This window comes from Salegentibacter maritimus (assembly GCF_016236975.1).
In the GTDB taxonomy this organism is placed as follows: Bacteria; Bacteroidota; Bacteroidia; order Flavobacteriales; family Flavobacteriaceae; genus Salegentibacter; species Salegentibacter maritimus.
The window spans coordinates 251,391-270,781 of the sequence record NZ_JAEHNY010000002.1 but is presented as its reverse complement, the minus strand read 5'-3'; the positions used below and the strand labels follow the sequence as shown (position 1 = coordinate 270,781).

Below are 19,391 nucleotides of genomic sequence, written 5' to 3'. Positions count from 1 at the left end.
ATATCTTCATTCTGAATTTATTCTCTTCGTCACCCTGAACTTGTTTCAGGGTCTAAGATATAGACTGTTAGAACATATTAGATTCTGAAATAATTTCAGAATGAAGATTAAAGACCATTCAAATAGAATGAATAAATTTAATATAAATAATCTGGTAAGGCCTAATGTGGCCGTTTTAAAGCCTTATTCTTCCGCCAGGGACGAATACCAGTCTACGGGTTCTGAAATGGTTTTTTTAGATGCAAATGAAAATCCGTTTCAAACCGATGTAAATCGGTATCCAGATCCGCAGCAACGTAACCTAAAGGCTGAATTGGCAAAATTAAAAGGTATTGTTTCAGAAAATATTCTACTGGGCAATGGAAGCGATGAAGTACTGGATTTGCTGTTTCGTGCATTTTGCGAGCCGGGAGATGATAATATAATTACCTTGCCTCCTACCTATGGTATGTACAAAGTACTGGCCAATATCAATAACATAGAGAATAGGGAAGTTTTGCTAAATTCAGACTTTGAACCTAATGTAACAGAGATTCTGAATTCGGTAGATCAAAATACAAAAATGATCTTTTTATGTTCTCCCAATAATCCTACGGGTAATTCATTTTCAGAAGAAAAGATTTTACAAATTCTGGGAAGTTTTAATGGTTTAGTGATTGTAGATGAGGCCTATATAGATTTTTCAGAAGAAAAAAGCTGGTTACATAAACTCGAGCGATATCAAAATCTGGTAGTTACCCAAACACTTTCTAAAGCATATGGTATGGCGGGAATACGCTTAGGAATTTGCTATGCTTCTACAGCAATTATTGAAATCTTAAATAAAATTAAACCTCCTTACAATGTAAATGAATTAACGCAAGTAAGGGCTTTAGATAGAGTGCTTAAAAAAGAGCAGGTAGTTTCTGAAATAGCCGATTTAATTAAAGAAAGAACCCTCTTAAGTGAGGCTCTAGCGAATGTTGGGTTTGTTGAGAAAATATACCCATCTGATGCTAATTTTATTTTGGTAAAAGTAGATAATGCCAATAAAAGATATGGGCAATTGTTAGAAAAAGGAATAGTAATTAGAAACCGTACTACGCAACCGCTTTGCGAAAATACACTACGCTTAACTGTTGGAACCCAAGCGGAAAATAAAAAGTTAATAGAAGCTTTGAAGAGTATAGAATAATAAAAAGTATAGTTTTCGTCAAGCTGAACTTGTTTCAGCTTCTAAGATACTCGATACCAAACAGCATAGATCCTGAAGTAAAATTAGGATGACGAATTAAGTAATTTTATAAAGCCTATTATTTGGCTGGTTAAATAACTCAGAGATATTAGTTTAAAGATTTGAAAATAAAAGATTTCCGCCTTTACTGAAATAAATTCAGCACAGGCTGCGGAAATTGCAAGGTAAGTTATGAAAAAAGTATTATTTATAGATCGTGATGGAACCCTAATTCACGAGCCGGAAGATTATCAGGTAGATTGTATTGAAAAATTGGAATTTTATCCTGAAGCTTTGTACTATTTAAAAAAAATTGCTGAAGAACTGGATTTTAAATTGGTGATGGTAACCAATCAGGATGGCCTGGGCACAGATTCTTATCCGGAAAAAGACTTTTGGCCTATTCAAAATTTTATCATTCAAACTTTCAAAAATGAAGGCGTGGAGTTTAGTGAAATTCTAATGGACCGTACTTTCGCAAAAGATAATTCTCCTACCCGAAAACCTAATACGGGGCTTTTAGAAGGAAAGTATTTAAATAATGAAAAAGAATACGACCTAAAGAATTCTTTTATGATTGGCGATCGGCTTACAGATATTGAGTTTGCCTATAATTTTGGTGGAAAAGGTATTTTTATAGATACACATGAAGATTTGGCCACCGATGAAGTGAAGAATGACCAGGAGAAAATTAAAGAAGCTATAGTTCTTAATACCGATAGTTGGAAAGATATCTATGAATTCTTAAAGCTGAAGGATAGAAGGGCAGAAATTTCAAGGAAAACCAATGAAACCGATATCTTTATTCAACTAAATTTAGATGGAACCGGAAAATCTGATATTAGTACCGGAATTGCATTTTTTGACCATATGTTAGATCAGATAGCCCGTCACGGTCAAATGGATCTAACGGTTCAGGTAAAGGGCGATTTAGAGGTTGATGAGCACCATACTATTGAAGATACCGCCATTGCCCTGGGAGAAGTTTTTAGCAAAGCTTTGGGCAATAAACTTGGTATAGAACGCTACGGATTTTGCTTACCTATGGACGATTGCCTGGCCCAGGTAGCTATAGATTTTGGCGGAAGAAATTGGATAGTGTGGGAAACCGAATTTAACCGTGAAATGGTGGGGAAAATGCCTACAGAGATGTTCTATCATTTCTTTAAATCTTTTACCGATGGTGCTAAGGCCAACCTAAATGTAAAAGCTGAGGGGCAAAATGAGCACCACAAAATTGAGGCTATATTTAAAGCTTTTGCCAAGGCAATTAAAGTGGCGGTAAAACGAGATGCCGAAAAAATGATTCTGCCATCAACCAAAGGAATGTTATAGTAAACTATCTCGAGGTAAGGCCACGAGGTATTTGTTGGAAACAAAATTTTAATTTCGAGGCAAGCCTGGGGGTATTACACCCTTTAACAATGCCAATAAATGACAGATATAAGTAGTGTGTTAAAAGATGTAAAGAATCTCAATACACAATACTTACTACTGAAAACTAAAATATGAAAATAGTAATAATAGATTACGGGGCGGGTAATATTCAAAGTATAAAATTTGCGATAGAGCGACTGGGTTACGAGGCGATTTTAAGTAGCGATCCCGCAGAAATTAAAACGGCAGATAAAGTGATTTTCCCCGGAGTAGGTGAGGCCAGCAGCGCAATGAAAATGCTAAAGTCTACCGGTTTAGATAAGCTAATTCCAACTTTAGAACAGCCGGTATTGGGAATTTGCCTTGGAATGCAGTTAATGTGTACATATTGCGAGGAAGGAGATACAGATGGCCTCGGAATTTTTCACGCCAACGTAGTGAAATTCGATAATAAATTAAAAGTTCCGCAAATTGGTTGGAATAAAATTTATGATCTAAAATCCCCATTGTTTAGCGGAATTTCAGAAGGAGAATTCGTGTATTTAGTACATAGTTTTTACGTTAAGGAATGTTCAGAAACCATATCATCTACTGAATACGGAGTAGAATATACCTCGGCTATCCAAAAAGATAATTTTTATGGAGTACAATTTCATCCCGAGAAAAGTAGTGAAGCGGGCGAGAAAATTCTGGGAAATTTTTTGAAGTTAGAAGTACGAAATTAAAAGTACGAAGTAATGAACGACTTAAAAAAAAGAACAAAACAGTTCGCATTAGATTGCTGGTTTTTCTGTAAAGAAATACCTTATTCCAGAGAGTATAATGCTTTTGCCAATCAACTCATCCGTTGTTCAAGTTCTGTGGGAGCAAATTATAGAGCTTCTCAACGTGCCAAATCTACTGCCGATTTTATAAATAAACTTAAAATCGTTGAAGAAGAAGCAGACGAGAGTATGTATTTTCTTGAATTATTTATGGAAATCATGAAAGGTAAAGACATTAAAAAAGCTCAAAACTTACACCGTGAAGCGGAAGAGATTTTGGCCATTACAGTAGCCTCAATAAATACAGCAAGACGAAAACAACAAAACAAGAAAACATAATTTTAATTTTTAATACTTCATATTTCAAACTTCTAACTTTGTACTTTAAATGAGAATAATTCCAGCTATAGATATTATTGAAGGTAAATGTGTTCGTCTTTCAAAAGGCGATTACAATACCAGGAAAATTTATAATGAAAATCCGCTAGAAGTAGCCAAAAACTTTGAGGCGCACGGGATTCAGTATTTACATTTGGTAGATTTGGATGGTGCTAAATCAAAAAATATTGTAAATCATAAAATTTTGGAAGAAATAGCTTCTAAAACCAGTTTAAAAATTGATTTTGGTGGCGGATTAAAAACCGATAAAGATTTACAAATTGCTTTTGAATGTGGCGCACAGCAAATAACCGGTGGTAGTATTGCTGTTAAAGATCCTGAAGTTTTTAAATCCTGGATTAAGAAATTTGGTCCTGAAAAAATAATCCTGGGAGCTGATGCCAATAACGAAAAAATTGCGGTTAGCGGCTGGCAGGAAGAATCTAATAAAGAACTCATTCCTTTTATTAGGGAATACCAGCAAGAAGGTATAAACTATGTGATTTGTACCGATATTTCTAAAGATGGGATGCTGGAAGGTCCTTCTTTTGAACTGTACCGCAGAATTCTGGAAGAAACTTCTTCAGACGATAAAAAGCTAAAACTTATAGCTTCAGGAGGAATTTCTACCTTTAGCGAATTACCCAAACTGGCTGAACTTGGTTGTGAAGGCACCATAATTGGAAAGGCAATTTATGAAGGTCGTATTCAAATGAAAGAATTGGAGAAGTTTATTTTAGAGAATTAAATGTACCCCGGTTACTTTCCCTTAAAAAAGAAAGGAACTTTAATATACAAACAATGCTTACAAAACGAATTATACCCTGCCTGGATATTAAAGACGGAAGAACCGTAAAAGGCGTAAATTTTATAGATTTAAGGGATGCCGGAGATCCGGTTGAACTAGCAGAAATCTACGCAAAATCCGGTGCAGATGAATTGGTTTTTCTTGATATTTCGGCTACGGAAGAAAAACGAAAAACCCTGGCCGATTTGGTGAGGCGGGTTGCCGAAAAAGTTAATATTCCTTTTACCGTTGGTGGTGGAATTTCATCTATAGAAGACGTGGATATTTTGCTTAAAAATGGAGCCGATAAAGTTTCCATAAATTCTTCAGCATTCAAAAAACCAAACCTAATTAATGAGCTTGCTGCTAAATTCGGGAGTCAATGTATTACCGTGGCTATTGACGCCAAACAGGTAAACGGTGAATGGTTAGTACACCTGGTAGGCGGAAAAGTGCCCACCGATGTAAATTTGTTTCAGTGGGCAAAAGAAGTGGAAGAACGCGGAGCAGGGGAAATTCTATTTACTTCCATGAATAACGATGGAACCAAAGAAGGTTTCGCCAATAAAGCATTGGCAGTTTTATCTTCAGACTTAAATATACCCATAATCGCATCAGGAGGTGCGGGAACTATGCAGCATTTTACCGATGCTTTTATAAAAGGAAAAGCAGACGCCGCCCTTGCCGCTAGTGTTTTTCACTTTAAGGAGATTGAAATTAAAGACTTAAAAGAAGAACTTCGTAGAAATGGCGTGGAAGTTAGGCTTTAAATAATAGCAAGAAAAAAGAGAATAGAAGATAGAATAGAGAAACAAGCTTGATTAGTGCTATATTTCGTAAAGCTAAACTTGTTTCAGCTTCTAAGTGGTTTAAAATAAAATATTGGATCCTGAAATTAATCCCGAAACTACGGTCTAAGATGATGTTTTTTAAAGCTTTTAAAAAAAGTTCCTATTCAAAAAAATATAATTAGATCTCGATAAAAATCGGGGCAGGCACTGAAAAGAAATTCAGGATGACATTTATAAAAAGAAAAGTAGACATGAATATAGATTTTAATAAGAATAACGACGGACTTGTACCGGCGATAATCCAGGACGCATCTACAAAAAAGGTACTAATGTTAGGGTATATGAATGAGGAGGCTTTTTTGAAAACAAATGAAACAAAAAAAGTAACTTTTTTTAGCAGAACTAAAAATCGTTTATGGACAAAAGGTGAAGAAAGCGGTAATTACCTCCATTTGGTAAGTATTAAAAACGACTGTGATAAAGATACCTTGTTAATCTCGGTGAATCCTGAAGGTCCAACCTGTCATAAGGGAACAGATACTTGTTGGGCTGAAGAAAATGAGCCTAATTTTGGATTTCTATCTCAATTAGAAGGAATTATCGCCAGGCGAAAAAGAATGAGTGAGGTAGAGCCCGGGTTACGTGAGGATAAAAACTCTTATGTAGTTTCCCTTTTTGATGAGGGAATGAATAAGATAGCTCAAAAAGTAGGCGAGGAGGCCGTAGAAACGGTTATTGAAGCGAAGGATAATAACGATGATTTGTTTTTAAATGAAAGTGCCGATTTGCTTTTTCATTATTTAATTTTATTACAGGCCAAAGGTTTTTCTTTAAAAGATATTGCCAAAGTTTTGGAAAAGCGACATTAAATTTTCCATCTTCATAACCTAAAACATAAAAGCCAGCTATTTTAGCTGGCTTTTTAATGCATCGCACGAGGCAGTTTACTCAAAAGAGCCTATTTAGAAAGGCTTTTTTTATTTTTTAGAATTAAGATAATTTATTGATTTTGTTGCACCTCTCTTACAAACTCTTCTTGTATTTCCTGCAACCCTTCAAATCCACCGTATATAATTAAAGCTATAATCATAAAAATCACATAAATTACACTTAATACAAGACCAATTATAGAAAGAATTTTTCCGGTTTTTACATTTTGGTAACCGGTGTATGATTCAGGTTGGGCGTTGTATATTTCTGTGGCTCTCTTTGCCATAACCAGGGCGATGATCCCGAAAATTATACCGAGTACGCCATAACAGCAGCAGCCAATGATAGAGAGGATCCCGAAAATTAAAATTAAAGTTGAGTTAGGTAGTTGTTGTCTTTCCATAAAGTTTGGTTTATTGGGTTAGTTGAAAATACGTGTTCATTTTTATTAAATAACTTATAAGCATCACTGCACCACTAAAAATAATGAGGGCAATTTTTATTTGAAAATCATATCTGAATTTTACAAATAGGTTTACAATTAGAAAAGCGAGTAATGCCAAAATAGGATAAATAGCAGGAAACATAAAAAATGCCTGGGTAAACTCTGCTTTAAAAATCATAAGCAAAGCACGTTGCCCCCCACAACCAAAGCAATCTACCCCGGTAAGGCTCTTGTTAAGACAAGGCAGCATAAATTCTTCCATCACTAATTTTTGATGCTAATTTTACTGGTGAATTCCAGGTTTTCAGAAGAAATTACCTTTACAATATAGATGGCATCCCGAATACCGGAAGTAGATAATTTATAGCCTTTGCCTCCAGCTGCTATGTTTTGTTTAAATATCATTTGCCCATTAAGATTATAAAGTAATATTTGTTTTAAATTGGCTTGCAGCATTTTTACCTCCAATTGTGAAAGTGAATTATTTTGAGCAATAATTACTTCCGGGGATGTAATTTCCAAGTCAACTTCATTTTCCTTTGGTAAAGGACTGTACTCTTTTTCCTGCATAAAACTAATAAAAAAACGTGTACTATAGTTTCCTTTTTCTAAATCTATCGTGAATTCGTTTTCGGAAATAGAATTATAGGTCTCTAAATAGGCATCAAAGACAAAGATTTCTTTTGCTTTAAAACCCTGAATATTTTCCATGCTGAAACTCAATTTGGAGGCTTCAGATAAGTTTATGTACAATGGGATCTTATCGTTCTTTCTAAAAGGCCTAACCTGAATATTATATAAGGCTTCTGCTATATTCCAGCCGGCATCGTTGTCTAGCATGCCATAAATTTTTGCGTCCATAGCCCAATCTTCTTCTTTGGAAGAATCTTCCCTAAAAGCCAATAAAAGCTTGCGCGTATATAAATCGTTAAAATTTACATTGAGCTTTAATAAAGGAAACTCATTTCTTTGTTGATTTTTAAATTCGGAATTTAGGTTATTTTCTTTTTGAAATCTTCTATGTGAATTTTTAAACGAAATATAGCCGTCACTTTTTCCTGTAAGCATAAATGCCTGGCCTATGGGACTGTACTCCCGGGCTATATGCTTGCCATTTGCTCCAGAATTTCCTGTTTCTGCACCGCCATCATTATAAGTTTTAAAAACAGCCGGTGCATAGGCATTGGCACCCGGGGAATACGAACCATAACCGCCTTCATAGTCTTTTAGATAATGGGAGTTTCCATTATCCCTGGAGTCCCAGAAATAGGCTATTCCTGTACTGTTGGGATTTTCTAACAAAAAACTTTGTAAATGAAGGGCCGAAGGATAAGGGTTGCCTACTAAAACGCTTTTATTATTCTTTATTTGGACTTTTATTTCTCCATCATTGGGTAAACCTCTAAAATCGTAGCGTTGTCGGTTTCCGGGATTGTTTTCTATACCATTTATTAGGTTGTGATCGCTACCATTTACACCTTTCATCGTAAAACCTTCTCCCGGTTTTACATCAAAATTATTTCCTATATATGTCCAATCTTCGTAGCTGCTACCCGAAAATTTATAAATCCATCGTGTAGAAATTTTTAAAGGATTAGCACTCCCCTCTAAATTATTGGTAATCAATGCGGGGAGGCTTCTGGTTTTTGTTTTTGGCTGGAAGATTACTGCGCCAAATTGGTTAGCGCTTATATTGTTACTAACTGGTAGCGACCAGTAATTATAATCGAAAGCATTAGAGGTGCCTTCCTGAAAAACCGAAATCCAACCGTTCCCCGAATTATTATTAGTGCTTTTTACACCTTGTAGTAATTGAGATTCCTTGCGTAAATAAATACTGGCTTCAGTATCGGGAGAATGGTTCTTTTCTAAGTTAATATTATCTTCAACATACAACAATCTATCACTAAGGTAAATATAAGAATCTCCCGTTTGGGAAGGAGCAATATACAGTTGGGCATTTCCGTAGGAAAACGAGAAAATAAAAGCTAAGAAGTAAATTTGCCTCATAATTCCTGTAACTTTGCAGCAAATACAATAACCGTTTTTTTTAACAGCTGTAAAATAAGGGATAACAGGTAAAATAATGAACAATTCTCAAGTACTAAATACAATTTTAATCGTAGTAGGTGGTGGCCTTTTACTATATGCTATCGCTGCTGAAAATGCCCATCCATATTTTAAGATTATTGGCCTGATTACTATTATGCTAGGTCTATATCGTGCTACCAATTTTTGGGTAGAAACGAAAGACGATCATAAAGAAGATGAAAATAAGGAATAATGGAGTTCAAAAAGGGAGATAAAGTTGCGGTTTTAGACGATGTCTTAGAAGGCTATGTATTAAAAACTGAAGCCGATAAAGTTTATATAGAGACCACCGATGGTTTTGAAATGGATTTTAACAGGGAAGAATTGGTGAAAATAGAAACTTCTATAGATGTAATGCCGGGAGACGTAGATTTTGATGAGGTTTTAAAGGAAAAGAAATTACCTCCAAAACCCAAATCCCGACGTATAAAGCCCAAAGAGCGAAATTTACCTCCTATGGAAGTAGATTTGCATATAGAAAAACTAACCAGGTCTTCCCGCGGAATGAGTAATCACGATATGTTGAACCTGCAAATGGAAACTGCCAAAAGACAACTGGAATTTGCAATAAGCAAACGCATTCAAAAAATTGTGTTTATTCATGGGGTAGGCGAAGGCGTGCTCAAAGCTGAACTCGACTTTTTCCTGGGTCGCTACGATAATCTAAAATTCTATGACGCCGATTATCAAAAATATGGTCTGGGCGCTACCGAAGTCTATATTTTTCAGAATGCTTAGTTACCAGGGTTTTCTTCTGTCCCTTCTTCATTCTCCTCTTCTGCATCCTGTAATTCCTGTTGGCGGTTTGTTAGTTGTTTAAAGAGAATACCGTTTGCTACCAACCTCCCCAGGTTATAAGAATCAAACCGAATATCTTCCCCGCTACCGTCCTGGCGAATTAGGTTGAAATTTCTTATTACTATAACAGATCTATAATCCCGTTCAATAGAATGGTCTAGTTGAAGCTCGTGCTCAAAACTAATCTCGCTAAGTTCTTTTTTGCGGAAATTTGGAATGCCGTCTTCTGCAATTATCAATGATCGGGGGTCTATATTTCCATCTTCCACATCAGATTGCCTTACCTCGTGCCTTGTTAATATACCATCTTTATCATCGTCAGGATCTAGATAATCGGGAAGATTATCTTCACCATCGGTATTCAAAAAGCCTTCTTCTGTGGTTGGTTCTCCCGGGTTCGCAGTTATTTCACTTTCTGTCGGGACATTGTCATTATCGTCATCAATATCTAAATAATCAGGGATACCATCACCATCGGTATCCAGGTGATTACCTCCATTGGGGTCAAAACCTTCTTCAGCATTCGGTATGCCATCACCATCGGCATCTGCATCTTCATTTAAGCCAAGATCGTTAAAACTGGTAGTGATGGTTACAGTTCCTCCTGCAGAGACATATTCCTCTAAAACCCTTGGGGATCCGGGAGGGACTCCCTGGCAAAAATATTTCCTTCCATTAATTTCGGCATCGTAAATTCTATAAACCAATCGGTTTTTTTCACCGCTAAGACTAATCTCTATAGTATCCTCAACATTTAAAGTTAAGACATTTGTAAGGCTGTCGTTTAAAGCGTTGTCGTCCAGTTCTAACGACATAGATTCATAAACATCTTCATTATTCACTACCCAAAGTACCTTCTTATCATCAATTTCACAAATGCTTAAATCACTGTCTTCCAAATCAAAACTGGTTACGGTAATGTCCCCATCGTCACAGGAGTAGAGGGTGAAACTAAATAACAGGGCTGCAAAAATCTTTTTCATAGGTATGCGCATATATTCAAACTGAAACAAAAATAGCGGAATTAAGGATTTTTAGGGTAGGTTCTTTTAAATAATTTTATTTCGTTTAATTTTGCAGCGATGAAAAATGTATACCTAGATTCTGCCGCAACCACGCAAATGCGTGACGAAGTAATAGATAAAATGACCTCTGTAATGAAAGAGGTGTATGGGAACCCATCTTCTACACATTCTTTTGGGCGGTCTGCCAAATCTTTAATTGAGCAGGCGCGTAAAACCGTAGCCGGTTATTTAAATGTTAAAGCATCTGAAATTGTGTTTACTTCCGGAGGTACCGAAGCCGATAATCTTGTCCTAAACTCTGCTTTACGAGATCTTGGCGTAAAACGTATTATTACGTCTAAAATTGAGCATCATGCAGTTTTGTATACTGTAGCACAGCTTCAAGATTGTTTTGATATTGAAGTGGCTTATGTTGATTTAGATTCCTGCGGAAATATAAAGGAAACTCATTTAGAGGAGTTGCTGAAAGCATCAGATAAGAAAACACTGGTGAGTCTGATGCACGTAAATAATGAGATTGGCAATAAAATAGATATCAAAAAAATTGGAAAACTGTGTAAAACGCACAGTGCAATTTTTCATTCAGATTGTGTACAGTCGGTGGGTCATTATGATCTTGATTTTAGTGAAATCCCGGTAGATTTTACAGCGGTAAGCGCTCATAAATTTCATGGTCCCAAAGGCGTGGGATTTGCTTTTGTTAGAAAAAACAGTGGATTAAAACCACTTATTTTTGGAGGAGAGCAGGAGCGTGGCCATCGTGCCGGCACCGAAGGAGTTCATAATATTGTAGGCCTGGAAGAAGCTTTAAAACTATCTTTAGATAATTTAGCCGAAGAAAAAGCCTATGTTAGTGATTTAAAAGCTCATTTTATTTCCAAGTTAAAGGCTGAAATTCCCGGTGTGAAATTTAATGGTGAATGTGCCGATTTAGAAAAAAGTACCTATACGCTGGTAAATATATGTTTGCCGGTACCGGAAGATAAAGCACTAATGCTATTGTTTCAGCTGGATCTAAAAGGAATTGCCTGCTCTAAGGGTAGCGCCTGCCAAAGTGGAAGCGATAAAGGTTCTCACGTTTTAAACGCATTTTTAGATGATGAAGATCTTAAAAAGCCCTCGGTTCGTTTTTCATTTTCACGTTTTAATACCAAAGAAGAATTAGACTACGTGGTAAATACCCTAAAAGACTTTATTGAATCTTAAAAGATTCAAAATTAGTCTTTAAGAGGCTGATCGAGGTCATATTTTAAGGTTTTAAATTGCCGTTACTTTGTTATGTAATTACCCTTTTTTGGGATTAAAATAAATAGTAATGGCCCATAAACACGAATACCGGGTAGACTTAACCTGGAAAGAAGATAGAAAGGGGGAAGTTTCTTCTCCCGAATTAAGCGATATAATTGAAACTGCAACCCCGCCCGATTTTCCAAAAGGAATCCCTAATATTTGGTCTCCCGAACATTTTTTGGTTGCTGCTGTAGAAAGTTGTTTGATGACTACTTTTTTGGCAATTGCTGAAAATTCTAAACTTGAATTTGTCAGTTTTAAATCTCAAGCTATAGGAAAATTAGATAAAGTTGATGGGAAGTTTCAAATGACAGAGATTATATTGAAACCTGTTCTGGAGATTTCTAACGTAAATAATGCTGAAAGGGCAAAACGCATCCTTGAAAAGAGCGAAAAAGCCTGCTTGATCTCCAACTCTATAAAATCTAAGATTATTCTGGAACCAGAAATTAAAATTGCATCGGTAGAAGTATAGTGGTTTTCAAAGTAACAACTAGTGAGTAAAGAGCGCGACAATCTTTTTTAATTGTTTGTGCATTGCGTCATTTTGAAGAAAGCCTGCCTTGACGGGCAGGTTCAGAATGACACTTGAAGGCGAATTTCAACAACAGAATGTCACGTTGGCTATCGCCTCCTCGATGATGACCATAAACCGATAACTCAAAACTGAGAACTGAGAACTGATAACTGAAAACCGATAACCAAAACAATGTTTTCCTAAAACAATAATTGTTGGTATCTTTGTAGCCCCAAAAAACATTTAACTTCTACAGAAACAGGCAGATGTATGAATACTAAGAAGGTCGCATTTTATACCCTGGGTTGTAAACTCAATTTTTCAGAAACTTCTACTATTGCAAGATCTTTTAAAGATGAAGGTTTTGAGCGTGTAGAATTTTCTGAAGCAGCTGATATTTATGTGATTAATACCTGCTCGGTGACCGAAAATGCCGATAAACGTTTTAAAACCATTGTAAAGCAAGCGCAAAAAGTAAATGAGGATGCGTTTGTGATTGCTGTTGGCTGTTATGCGCAATTAAAGCCCGAGGAACTGGCCGATGTAGAGGGGGTAGACCTGGTGCTGGGAGCTACTGAAAAATTTAAAATTACCGATTATCTTAACGACCTTTCTAAAAATGAGATGGGTGAAGTTCATTCTTGTGAAATTGATGAAGCCGATTTCTATGTGGGAGCTTATTCTATTGGCGACAGGACAAGAGCCTTTTTAAAGGTTCAGGATGGCTGTGATTATAAGTGTACGTATTGCACCATCCCGCTAGCTCGAGGAATTTCACGAAGCGATAAACTGGAAAATGTACTTACCAATGCTGCTGAGATTTCGGCAAAAGGAATTAAGGAAATCGTGCTTACCGGCGTAAATATTGGCGATTACGGCAAAGGAGAATTTGGTAATAAAAAACACGAGCATACTTTTCTTGATCTTGTAAAAGCTCTAGATAAGGTTGATGGGATTGAACGTTTAAGAATCTCTTCTATTGAACCCAACTTATTGAAAAACGAGACCATAGACTTTGTTGCACAAAGCAAGACCTTTGTTCCTCATTTCCATATTCCATTACAAAGTGGAAGCGATGAGTTATTAAAGCTTATGAAGCGACGCTATATGAGTGGGCTTTATACCGATAGAGTGGCACAAATTAAAAAAGTGATGCCTAATGCCTGTATTGGGGTTGATGTTATAGTAGGCTTCCCCGGAGAAACAGAAGAACGTTTCCTGGAAACCTATAATTATTTAAATGAATTAGACATTTCTTACCTGCATGTTTTTACCTATTCTGAAAGGGATAATACTCCTGCAGCAGAAATGGAAGGCGTGGTTTCTAATAAAGTTAGAAAAAAACGAAGTAAAATGCTACGTGGGCTTTCGGCTAAGAAAAGAAGGGCTTTTTATGAAAGCCAGTTAGGAAGTAATTGCACCGTACTTTTTGAAGGCGAAAATAAAGAAGGTTATATTCACGGATTTACTGAAAACTATGTAAAAGTGAAAGCTCCCTGGGACCCTGCATTGGTAAATACACTACATCAAATAAAACTCACCTCAATTGATGAAGATGGTATAGTTAGATTTGAGTTTGCTGCAGAAAAGGTAGCGCTTTAAATATTAATTCCTACCGGTAACAAGTCTTTATATTTTCTTCTGTTCTTTCTCATAAATTTAGCTATATCGGGGCTGGTGGGCATTACACGCGTGTTTCGATCTTTTATTTCCTCCAGCACGGCTTCAATAAAAGCATCCATATATCCCTGTTCTTTTAAAGGCTCGGGCATAAAAACTCTTGTAAGGAAAATTTTTCGTTCTTGTTGAGAGTATTCTATGGTGGCAAGTTGATCGTTAATGGTAGTTTCAAATTGTCTTAAGAACTCGTTGTCGGTAATTATAATTTCTTCAGCATTCATCATTTCTCTTTTTTTCTGTGATAGCTATTTTAAAACAGTATAGGTTATCCTAAATAAGAATAAAAATGGACCAATAAAAGTTACTTTTAGTTCTTGATATAAAGGTAGTTAAATAAAGCTTTGAAAGTTGAAATCCTGATAAGAATCATAAAAATAAAAGGCTTTGAGGATTTGTATATTATTTTTAATCTTTCAATTGTGAAAGCCAAATAATTAGCAGTAATTTTGATAAGTAAATTTACGGTTTTAGGCTAATTGAGAGTGTTATATACTTGTTAAAATGACTAATGAAAAAGAGTTGATTCATGTTTATTTTATGCCGGGAATGGCTGCAAATTCATCTATTTTTGAATTTATAAAACTTCCCGAAGATCGTTTTAAAATGCATTTTTTAGAATGGATTATTCCTAAAAAGGACGAAAGCTTAAAAAGCTATGCCCTACGTATGAATAAATATGTAAAACACGAAAACCCGGTATTAATAGGGGTTTCTTTTGGTGGGGTTATTGTGCAGGAAATGGCTAAAAACCTAGACTTAAAACGGCTTATTATAGTTTCTAGCGTAAAATGTAGGGCAGAGTTGCCAAGACGTATGCGGTATGCGGCAAGTACAGGTTTATTTAAACTTATACCTACAAGCTTATTAGACTATGTAGACCATTTTGAGAAAATTGCGGTGGGAGACTTTATAAAAAAAAGAGCAAAACTGTATAGACAGTATCTTTCGGTTAGAAATCAACGGTATCTAGACTGGGCCATAAAAAATATGGTTTTATGGAGTTGTGCAAAAGCTCGAAAAGATATTGTTCATATTCATGGGGATAAAGATGAGATTTTTCCCGCTAAATATATTTCAAATTATATCAATGTTAAAAACGGTACGCATATAATGATTTTAAATCGTTACCGTTGGTTTAATAAGTACCTACCTGAATTAATACTTTCAGGAAAAATTGAAGAAAAATAAAATAAAAAATAATTGCTATGAGAATTTTAAAATCTGCTTTAATAATAGTGGGATTACTTACCATTGTGTTTGTAAGTGTTAATGCAACCCAACAGGCCCCCAATTCCAAAATACAGGAATATGTAAAAACCAACGCAAACGATAGGCCGGTAAAAGACTACAATATTTACGCTTTACCGATGCCAGAAAATATAAATTTTGCCGGAGAAGAAGTGCCTTTAGATGATCCAGACATTTATGAGAGAATGGACAGGGAATTACTGGTGAATACTTACTGGCAATCTAATGCCTTGCTTTTAATAAAAAGGGCAAATAAATACTTTCCAATTATAGAGCCTATTCTAAAGGAAGAAGGTGTTCCAGACGATTTTAAATACCTGGCCGTGATAGAAAGTGGTTTAACCCAGGCAGTTTCTCCGGCCGGTGCCAGAGGTTTTTGGCAAATAATGAAAGGAACCGGAAGAGATTACGGCCTTGAAATAAATGATAATGTAGATGAACGTTACCATATTGAAAAATCTACCCGTGTTGCCGCCGATTATCTTAAGAGGTCTAAAGCAAAATTTGGTAGCTGGACAATGGCAGCTGCCGCTTATAATGCCGGGAACAGGGGAGTTGAAAGGCAACTGGAACGACAAAAGGTAAATGACTATTACGAATTATTGTTAAACACAGAAACCGGCCGCTATATGTTTAGGATTTTGGCTTTAAAAGAAATATTAACCAATCCGGAGCAATACGGTTTTAATTTTGAAGAAAAACATCTTTATAAAAATATTCCAACCAGAACCGTAAAGGTAGATACCGTGGTGAATGATTTCGCTGATTTTGCGAAACATTTTAACATCAATTATAAAATCCTAAAGATCCATAATCCCTGGCTTAGGGAAGCGCATTTAAATAATGCCTCAAGAAAAGAATATGAAATTAAGATTCCTGAAGAAAATTCTTATACGGCTGTGAAATAAATGAATTATTTCCTGGATAATATTTGGTGGATTTTACTTTCTGCCAACTTCCTTATCGTTTTTATAACGATTGGCTACGAATTGATGCATTTTAGAGAGCCTGTAAAAAGTATTTCCCTAATTTTTGCATTATTAGCCCTACCGGTAATAGGCCTTTTGGTCTATTACTTTTTTGCCCAGGAATTTAGAAAAAGTAAGCTGTTTAACCGAAAGAAACTTTATGATAAAAATATCATTCAGCGCTGGGAAGAAAAGTTAATACTTAATGAGCAGGAACTTATCGAGAAGTATCGTGGGAGGGGTACTATCGAGGAAAAAATGAAACTGGTTCGTTTGCTTCAGAATAATCAAAAAAAGCCGGTCACCTTTAAAAATAAAGTCAGGGTTCTTATAAATGGCGAAAATAAGTTTTCAGCCTTATTTGAAGATATTAAAAAGGCAAAGCATCATATTCATATTGAATATTATATTTTTAACAGCGGTAGAATAGGAAACCGACTCATTTTATTACTCTGCGAAAAGGCGGAAGAAGGGGTGAAGGTAAGGGTTAGTTATGATTATGTAGCTAGCAGGCTTTCCTCTAAAGCGGTAAAGAAAATGAAATCCTATGGGATTGAAATTTTTCCTTTTATGCCGGTTTGGTTTCCAAATCTAACACGTAAATTAAATTATCATAATCACAGAAAAATGGCCATTATAGATGGTGATATAGGCTTTATTGGCGGCATTAATATTTGTGATGAATATGTGAATTTTGAAGAAAATCCAAAAGAAAAATTGTTTTGGAGGGATACACATCTAAGAGTGGAAGGGCATGCGGTAAAATCTTTACAGGTACAATTTCTACTTAATTTTAATTTTATTAGCGGAAAAGTCTTAAAAGTTGAAGAGGAGTTTTTCCCGAAGATTGGAATACCAGAAAGGACAGCAGTTCAAATTGCTGCCAGTGGCCCTGATACCGATTGGCAGAATATTATGGAAGCCATTCTAACGGCAATTAACACGGCTGAAGAATATATTTATATTACCACACCTTATTTTATTCCCAATAATCAGATTCTTACCGCGCTCTGTATGGCCAGCCGAATTGGTATTGATGTAAAGATTATTATTCCGGAAAAGGGAGATTCAGTGATTGCGCGCTACGCTACCAATTCTTATATAGAGCAATTACTGGAGTCTGGTGTTCAGGTTTATCATTACCATAAAGGGATGGTTCATGCCAAAACTATGGTGGTAGACGGTGTGCTAACCAGTATTGGCTCCTGTAACCTTGATAATCGCAGTTTTGATATAAATTTTGAAATCAATGCTTTTTTATATGATACTAGGGTGGCACAAGAAATGACTGAAGTGTATAATGTTGACCTTGAGGAAACTACCGAATTGATTTTAGAAGATTGGTTAAAGCGCCCTTCAACGGAAAAAATAAGGGAAGCACTTGCGAGACTGTGGGCTCCTTTACTGTAAGGGTGTTAAAGTATGTTTTTTAATAGACTTTACGATCAATTTCTATTGTGGGGATATTTCCCTAAAATTTTCAGGAGCTTCTTGCCCTGACTTTCCAAGCAAATTATTGCTTATGGCAGAATTAATAGCCTCGTAATTAAGTTTAAAAGAAGCTTCCTTCGATAAGTTATATGGTGAAAAACACTTCTTTTTATGTTCATTAGCTTTTTGTTTTGTATCCCAAAATAAGATTGCAAAATCTATTTTATCCTGGTATTTCTTAGCAAGCTCATTTAGGACAGGAATTTTTTTTTTGCCGGGAATACACCAGGAAACATAAGTTAAGAGATAAACCGGCTTTTTAAAATCGTATAAAGCAACAGTTTTATCTTTCAGGTTTAAAAATTTAAAATTATCTATATAAGTTCCTTTTAATTTTGTTTCTACCAGCGTGTCAAACAAGTGTTTTGCTTTTTTAAACTCCCTATGCCTATAAGCTTCTTTTGCTTTTACAGCATATTTAGGTAAGTGCATAGCAAGCGCATCAGAAAAGTAAAGCTTATCGCTTTTTTCAGTTTGTGCCTGGACATTTAATCTGAAAATTATAAAAAGAAAGAGTAAAAAATGTTTTATGCAAGTTCTTCTAGTCTACATTTAACAAAAGTACTTCGGTAGAAGAAGGTATTGAGATATTATCGATAAGAGGGCGATATATGCACTGTGATTTTTTGAATTATCAATAAAAATAGAAATTAACTAAAATTATAATAAAGTTAGATTTTCTTCATTTGTTGCTTCATCATCTTCATTTGGTCTTTAAGCATACCGTGTTTATCAAGCTTTTTAGCTTCGGCAAGTAAATTGGTTGCTTCTCTTTTTCGGCGTTTGGTCATCGCAATACCGGCAAGATTAAGTTTGGCCATAGCTAAATCCTGATCCATAGAAAGACCTAATTTAATAGCGCGTTTAAAGAATTTTTCAGCCTGTGTAATATTTGTTTGTGAAACCATAAGGCCGTGTAGATACCAATAATAGCCTTGTTGTTTTTGTGTAAGGGCAGCTTCGGGGTTCTTTATTCTATCCAGCCACTTTTTTGCTCCGGGGAAGTCTTGTTTCCTTAAGCGTAAGAAAGCAAGTAATATCATTTCGTTTTTAAAATACAGGAATACAAAAATTAAGGAAAGAAGTATAAACATGATACCATTTCCAATGTTTCCTTCTACAAACTGCCAAATTGCAACGCCTAATACAGCTCCTGCTAAAACTAACTTGATATTCTTGTTAAACATAAATGTATTTATTTTTAAAGCGGCAAAGGTAGCAAAAACAATTAAAAATAATTTAAAATACCTCTTGTAATAGTTAAAAAGCTTTGTATATTTGCACGCAGTTTTACAGAGAGCTAAAAAACGATTATACAGAAGATTTAAAGATATTTAAAATGAAAAGAACGTTTCAACCATCTAAGAGAAAAAGAAAGAACAAGCACGGTTTTCGAGAAAGAATGGCTAGTGCAAACGGAAGGAAAGTCCTTGCCAGAAGAAGGGCTAAGGGTAGAAAGAAAATATCTGTCTCTTCTGAAAACAGACATAAGCACTAATGATAATTAGTTTTTAAAATATTTAAAGGTGTTACTTTTTTTAGTAACGCCTTTTTTTATATCCAAGCGCTTCCTTATTTTTAAGTTTAATATGCTACAA

At 35.5% G+C, this 19,391-nt stretch carries 23 protein-coding genes; 16 read left to right on the top strand and 7 right to left on the bottom strand.

Annotation, left to right across the window (positions count from 1 at the left end):
• Window positions 1-127 precede the first annotated feature (127 nt).
• From hisC to hisIE, 7 genes are all read left to right on the top strand, one after another.
• The gene (gene hisC / locus I6U50_RS03215) at window positions 128-1,174 is read left to right on the top strand and encodes a histidinol-phosphate transaminase (protein ID WP_198637887.1); all 1,047 of its coding nucleotides are present in this window, start codon (window positions 128-130) and stop codon (window positions 1,172-1,174) included.
• 231 nt (window positions 1,175-1,405) lie between these two features.
• A complete protein-coding gene (hisB, locus tag I6U50_RS03210) occupies window positions 1,406-2,548 on the top strand; it encodes a bifunctional histidinol-phosphatase/imidazoleglycerol-phosphate dehydratase HisB (protein ID WP_198637825.1) in 1,143 nt (380 codons plus the stop codon).
• 173 nt (window positions 2,549-2,721) lie between these two features.
• The gene (gene hisH / locus I6U50_RS03205) at window positions 2,722-3,315 is read left to right on the top strand and encodes an imidazole glycerol phosphate synthase subunit HisH (protein ID WP_198637824.1); all 594 of its coding nucleotides are present in this window, start codon (window positions 2,722-2,724) and stop codon (window positions 3,313-3,315) included.
• 12 nt (window positions 3,316-3,327) lie between these two features.
• Entirely contained in the window at window positions 3,328-3,693 is a 366-nt protein-coding gene (locus I6U50_RS03200) for a four helix bundle protein (protein WP_198637823.1), read from the top strand.
• A 49-nt stretch (window positions 3,694-3,742) separates the two neighbouring features.
• The gene (gene hisA, locus I6U50_RS03195; protein WP_193709673.1) at window positions 3,743-4,480 is read left to right on the top strand and encodes a 1-(5-phosphoribosyl)-5-[(5-phosphoribosylamino)methylideneamino]imidazole-4-carboxamide isomerase; all 738 of its coding nucleotides are present in this window, start codon (window positions 3,743-3,745) and stop codon (window positions 4,478-4,480) included.
• Between the two features lie 53 nt (window positions 4,481-4,533).
• A complete protein-coding gene (hisF, locus tag I6U50_RS03190; RefSeq protein ID WP_198637822.1) occupies window positions 4,534-5,289 on the top strand; it encodes an imidazole glycerol phosphate synthase subunit HisF in 756 nt (251 codons plus the stop codon).
• Window positions 5,290-5,561: 272 nt separating this feature from the next.
• On the top strand, window positions 5,562-6,179 hold the full coding sequence (gene hisIE, locus I6U50_RS03185; RefSeq protein WP_198637886.1) for a bifunctional phosphoribosyl-AMP cyclohydrolase/phosphoribosyl-ATP diphosphatase HisIE: 618 nt from the start codon (window positions 5,562-5,564) through the stop codon (window positions 6,177-6,179).
• A 131-nt stretch (window positions 6,180-6,310) separates the two neighbouring features.
• On the opposite strand, the gene I6U50_RS03180 is transcribed toward hisIE, so the two are convergent.
• The 3 genes from I6U50_RS03180 to I6U50_RS03170 are packed head-to-tail and all read right to left on the bottom strand — an operon-like array spanning window position 6,311 to window position 8,695.
• Window positions 6,311-6,643, bottom strand: coding sequence for a CCC motif membrane protein (locus I6U50_RS03180; RefSeq protein ID WP_198637821.1), 333 nt, complete (start codon window positions 6,641-6,643; stop codon window positions 6,311-6,313).
• A gap of 10 nt (window positions 6,644-6,653) precedes the next feature.
• Window positions 6,654-6,947 carry a DUF2752 domain-containing protein gene (locus I6U50_RS03175; RefSeq protein WP_198637820.1) on the bottom strand — a complete coding sequence of 98 codons (294 nt, stop codon included), beginning with the start codon at window positions 6,945-6,947 and terminating at the stop codon, window positions 6,654-6,656.
• 2 nt (window positions 6,948-6,949) lie between these two features.
• Window positions 6,950-8,695 (bottom strand): T9SS type A sorting domain-containing protein, encoded by a 1,746-nt coding sequence (locus I6U50_RS03170; RefSeq protein ID WP_198637819.1) that lies wholly within the window; start codon window positions 8,693-8,695, stop codon window positions 6,950-6,952.
• A 76-nt stretch (window positions 8,696-8,771) separates the two neighbouring features.
• Here I6U50_RS03170 and I6U50_RS03165 point away from each other — a divergent pair, with 76 nt between their 5' ends.
• Both I6U50_RS03165 and I6U50_RS03160 read left to right on the top strand, forming a co-directional pair.
• Window positions 8,772-8,969, top strand: coding sequence for a hypothetical protein (locus I6U50_RS03165; RefSeq protein ID WP_193709669.1), 198 nt, complete (start codon window positions 8,772-8,774; stop codon window positions 8,967-8,969).
• A complete protein-coding gene (locus tag I6U50_RS03160; protein ID WP_198627257.1) occupies window positions 8,969-9,514 on the top strand; it encodes a Smr/MutS family protein in 546 nt (181 codons plus the stop codon). Before I6U50_RS03165 ends, I6U50_RS03160 begins: the two co-directional genes overlap by 1 nt.
• Here the strand turns inward: I6U50_RS03160 and I6U50_RS03155 are convergent.
• Window positions 9,511-10,557, bottom strand: a complete 1,047-nt coding sequence (locus I6U50_RS03155) for a hypothetical protein (protein ID WP_198637818.1) — start codon at window positions 10,555-10,557, stop codon at window positions 9,511-9,513. The genes I6U50_RS03160 and I6U50_RS03155 overlap by 4 nt on opposite strands.
• Window positions 10,558-10,656: 99 nt before the next feature.
• Here I6U50_RS03155 and I6U50_RS03150 point away from each other — a divergent pair, with 99 nt between their 5' ends.
• The 3 genes from I6U50_RS03150 to mtaB all read left to right on the top strand — a co-directional run bounded on the left by I6U50_RS03150 (window position 10,657) and on the right by mtaB (window position 14,008).
• Entirely contained in the window at window positions 10,657-11,805 is a 1,149-nt protein-coding gene (locus tag I6U50_RS03150; protein ID WP_198637817.1) for a cysteine desulfurase family protein, read from the top strand.
• Between the two features lie 109 nt (window positions 11,806-11,914).
• A complete protein-coding gene (locus I6U50_RS03145; RefSeq protein ID WP_198637816.1) occupies window positions 11,915-12,364 on the top strand; it encodes an OsmC family protein in 450 nt (149 codons plus the stop codon).
• A gap of 312 nt (window positions 12,365-12,676) precedes the next feature.
• A complete protein-coding gene (gene mtaB, locus I6U50_RS03140; protein WP_198627253.1) occupies window positions 12,677-14,008 on the top strand; it encodes a tRNA (N(6)-L-threonylcarbamoyladenosine(37)-C(2))-methylthiotransferase MtaB in 1,332 nt (443 codons plus the stop codon).
• On the opposite strand, the gene I6U50_RS03135 is transcribed toward mtaB, so the two are convergent.
• On the bottom strand, window positions 14,005-14,307 hold the full coding sequence (locus I6U50_RS03135) for a GNAT family N-acetyltransferase (RefSeq protein ID WP_198637885.1): 303 nt from the start codon (window positions 14,305-14,307) through the stop codon (window positions 14,005-14,007). The genes mtaB and I6U50_RS03135 overlap by 4 nt on opposite strands.
• Before the next feature lie 280 nt (window positions 14,308-14,587).
• On the opposite strand from I6U50_RS03135, the gene I6U50_RS03130 reads away from it, so the two are divergent.
• Genes I6U50_RS03130 through cls form a run of 3 tightly spaced genes read left to right on the top strand, consistent with a single transcriptional unit; the run spans window position 14,588 to window position 17,712 of the window.
• Window positions 14,588-15,274: an alpha/beta hydrolase family protein gene (locus I6U50_RS03130; RefSeq protein ID WP_198637815.1), complete on the top strand. Its 687-nt coding sequence runs from the start codon at window positions 14,588-14,590 to the stop codon at window positions 15,272-15,274.
• A gap of 17 nt (window positions 15,275-15,291) precedes the next feature.
• A complete protein-coding gene (locus I6U50_RS03125; RefSeq protein ID WP_198637814.1) occupies window positions 15,292-16,242 on the top strand; it encodes a lytic transglycosylase domain-containing protein in 951 nt (316 codons plus the stop codon).
• Window positions 16,243-17,712, top strand: coding sequence for a cardiolipin synthase (gene cls, locus I6U50_RS03120; protein WP_198637813.1), 1,470 nt, complete (start codon window positions 16,243-16,245; stop codon window positions 17,710-17,712).
• Between the two features lie 42 nt (window positions 17,713-17,754).
• Here the strand turns inward: cls and I6U50_RS03115 are convergent, their stop codons facing one another.
• Both I6U50_RS03115 and I6U50_RS03110 read right to left on the bottom strand, forming a co-directional pair.
• Window positions 17,755-18,225 carry a TlpA family protein disulfide reductase gene (locus tag I6U50_RS03115; protein ID WP_232805866.1) on the bottom strand — a complete coding sequence of 157 codons (471 nt, stop codon included), beginning with the start codon at window positions 18,223-18,225 and terminating at the stop codon, window positions 17,755-17,757.
• 239 nt (window positions 18,226-18,464) lie between these two features.
• Window positions 18,465-18,980: a tetratricopeptide repeat protein gene (locus tag I6U50_RS03110; RefSeq protein ID WP_193709659.1), complete on the bottom strand. Its 516-nt coding sequence runs from the start codon at window positions 18,978-18,980 to the stop codon at window positions 18,465-18,467.
• A 152-nt stretch (window positions 18,981-19,132) separates the two neighbouring features.
• On the opposite strand from I6U50_RS03110, the gene rpmH reads away from it, so the two are divergent.
• On the top strand, window positions 19,133-19,291 hold the full coding sequence (gene rpmH, locus I6U50_RS03105; protein WP_075327124.1) for a 50S ribosomal protein L34: 159 nt from the start codon (window positions 19,133-19,135) through the stop codon (window positions 19,289-19,291).
• Window positions 19,292-19,391: the final 100 nt, after the last annotated feature.

Bases quoted from the DNA above. Each gene is read 5' to 3' on its own strand.
- I6U50_RS03180 (WP_198637821.1), bottom strand. From the start codon at position 6,643: ATGGAAAGACAACAACTACCTAACTCAACTTTAATTTTAATTTTCGGG.
- I6U50_RS03155 (WP_198637818.1), bottom strand. From the start codon at position 10,557: ATGAAAAAGATTTTTGCAGCCCTGTTATTTAGTTTCACCCTCTACTCC.
- I6U50_RS03110 (WP_193709659.1), bottom strand. From the start codon at position 18,980: ATGTTTAACAAGAATATCAAGTTAGTTTTAGCAGGAGCTGTATTAGGC.
- hisB (WP_198637825.1), top strand. From the start codon at position 1,406: ATGAAAAAAGTATTATTTATAGATCGTGATGGAACCCTAATTCACGAG.
- I6U50_RS03200 (WP_198637823.1), top strand. From the start codon at position 3,328: ATGAACGACTTAAAAAAAAGAACAAAACAGTTCGCATTAGATTGCTGG.
- cls (WP_198637813.1), top strand. From the start codon at position 16,243: ATGAATTATTTCCTGGATAATATTTGGTGGATTTTACTTTCTGCCAAC.
- I6U50_RS03135 (WP_198637885.1), bottom strand. From the start codon at position 14,307: ATGAATGCTGAAGAAATTATAATTACCGACAACGAGTTCTTAAGACAA.
- rpmH (WP_075327124.1), top strand. From the start codon at position 19,133: ATGAAAAGAACGTTTCAACCATCTAAGAGAAAAAGAAAGAACAAGCAC.
- I6U50_RS03170 (WP_198637819.1), bottom strand. From the start codon at position 8,695: ATGAGGCAAATTTACTTCTTAGCTTTTATTTTCTCGTTTTCCTACGGA.
- hisA (WP_193709673.1), top strand. From the start codon at position 3,743: ATGAGAATAATTCCAGCTATAGATATTATTGAAGGTAAATGTGTTCGT.
- I6U50_RS03150 (WP_198637817.1), top strand. From the start codon at position 10,657: ATGAAAAATGTATACCTAGATTCTGCCGCAACCACGCAAATGCGTGAC.
- I6U50_RS03125 (WP_198637814.1), top strand. From the start codon at position 15,292: ATGAGAATTTTAAAATCTGCTTTAATAATAGTGGGATTACTTACCATT.
- I6U50_RS03115 (WP_232805866.1), bottom strand. From the start codon at position 18,225: ATGCACTTACCTAAATATGCTGTAAAAGCAAAAGAAGCTTATAGGCAT.
- I6U50_RS03165 (WP_193709669.1), top strand. From the start codon at position 8,772: ATGAACAATTCTCAAGTACTAAATACAATTTTAATCGTAGTAGGTGGT.
- I6U50_RS03160 (WP_198627257.1), top strand. From the start codon at position 8,969: ATGGAGTTCAAAAAGGGAGATAAAGTTGCGGTTTTAGACGATGTCTTA.
- hisF (WP_198637822.1), top strand. From the start codon at position 4,534: ATGCTTACAAAACGAATTATACCCTGCCTGGATATTAAAGACGGAAGA.
- I6U50_RS03130 (WP_198637815.1), top strand. From the start codon at position 14,588: ATGACTAATGAAAAAGAGTTGATTCATGTTTATTTTATGCCGGGAATG.
- hisIE (WP_198637886.1), top strand. From the start codon at position 5,562: ATGAATATAGATTTTAATAAGAATAACGACGGACTTGTACCGGCGATA.
- I6U50_RS03145 (WP_198637816.1), top strand. From the start codon at position 11,915: ATGGCCCATAAACACGAATACCGGGTAGACTTAACCTGGAAAGAAGAT.
- I6U50_RS03175 (WP_198637820.1), bottom strand. From the start codon at position 6,947: ATGGAAGAATTTATGCTGCCTTGTCTTAACAAGAGCCTTACCGGGGTA.
- hisH (WP_198637824.1), top strand. From the start codon at position 2,722: ATGAAAATAGTAATAATAGATTACGGGGCGGGTAATATTCAAAGTATA.
- mtaB (WP_198627253.1), top strand. From the start codon at position 12,677: ATGAATACTAAGAAGGTCGCATTTTATACCCTGGGTTGTAAACTCAAT.
- hisC (WP_198637887.1), top strand. From the start codon at position 128: ATGAATAAATTTAATATAAATAATCTGGTAAGGCCTAATGTGGCCGTT.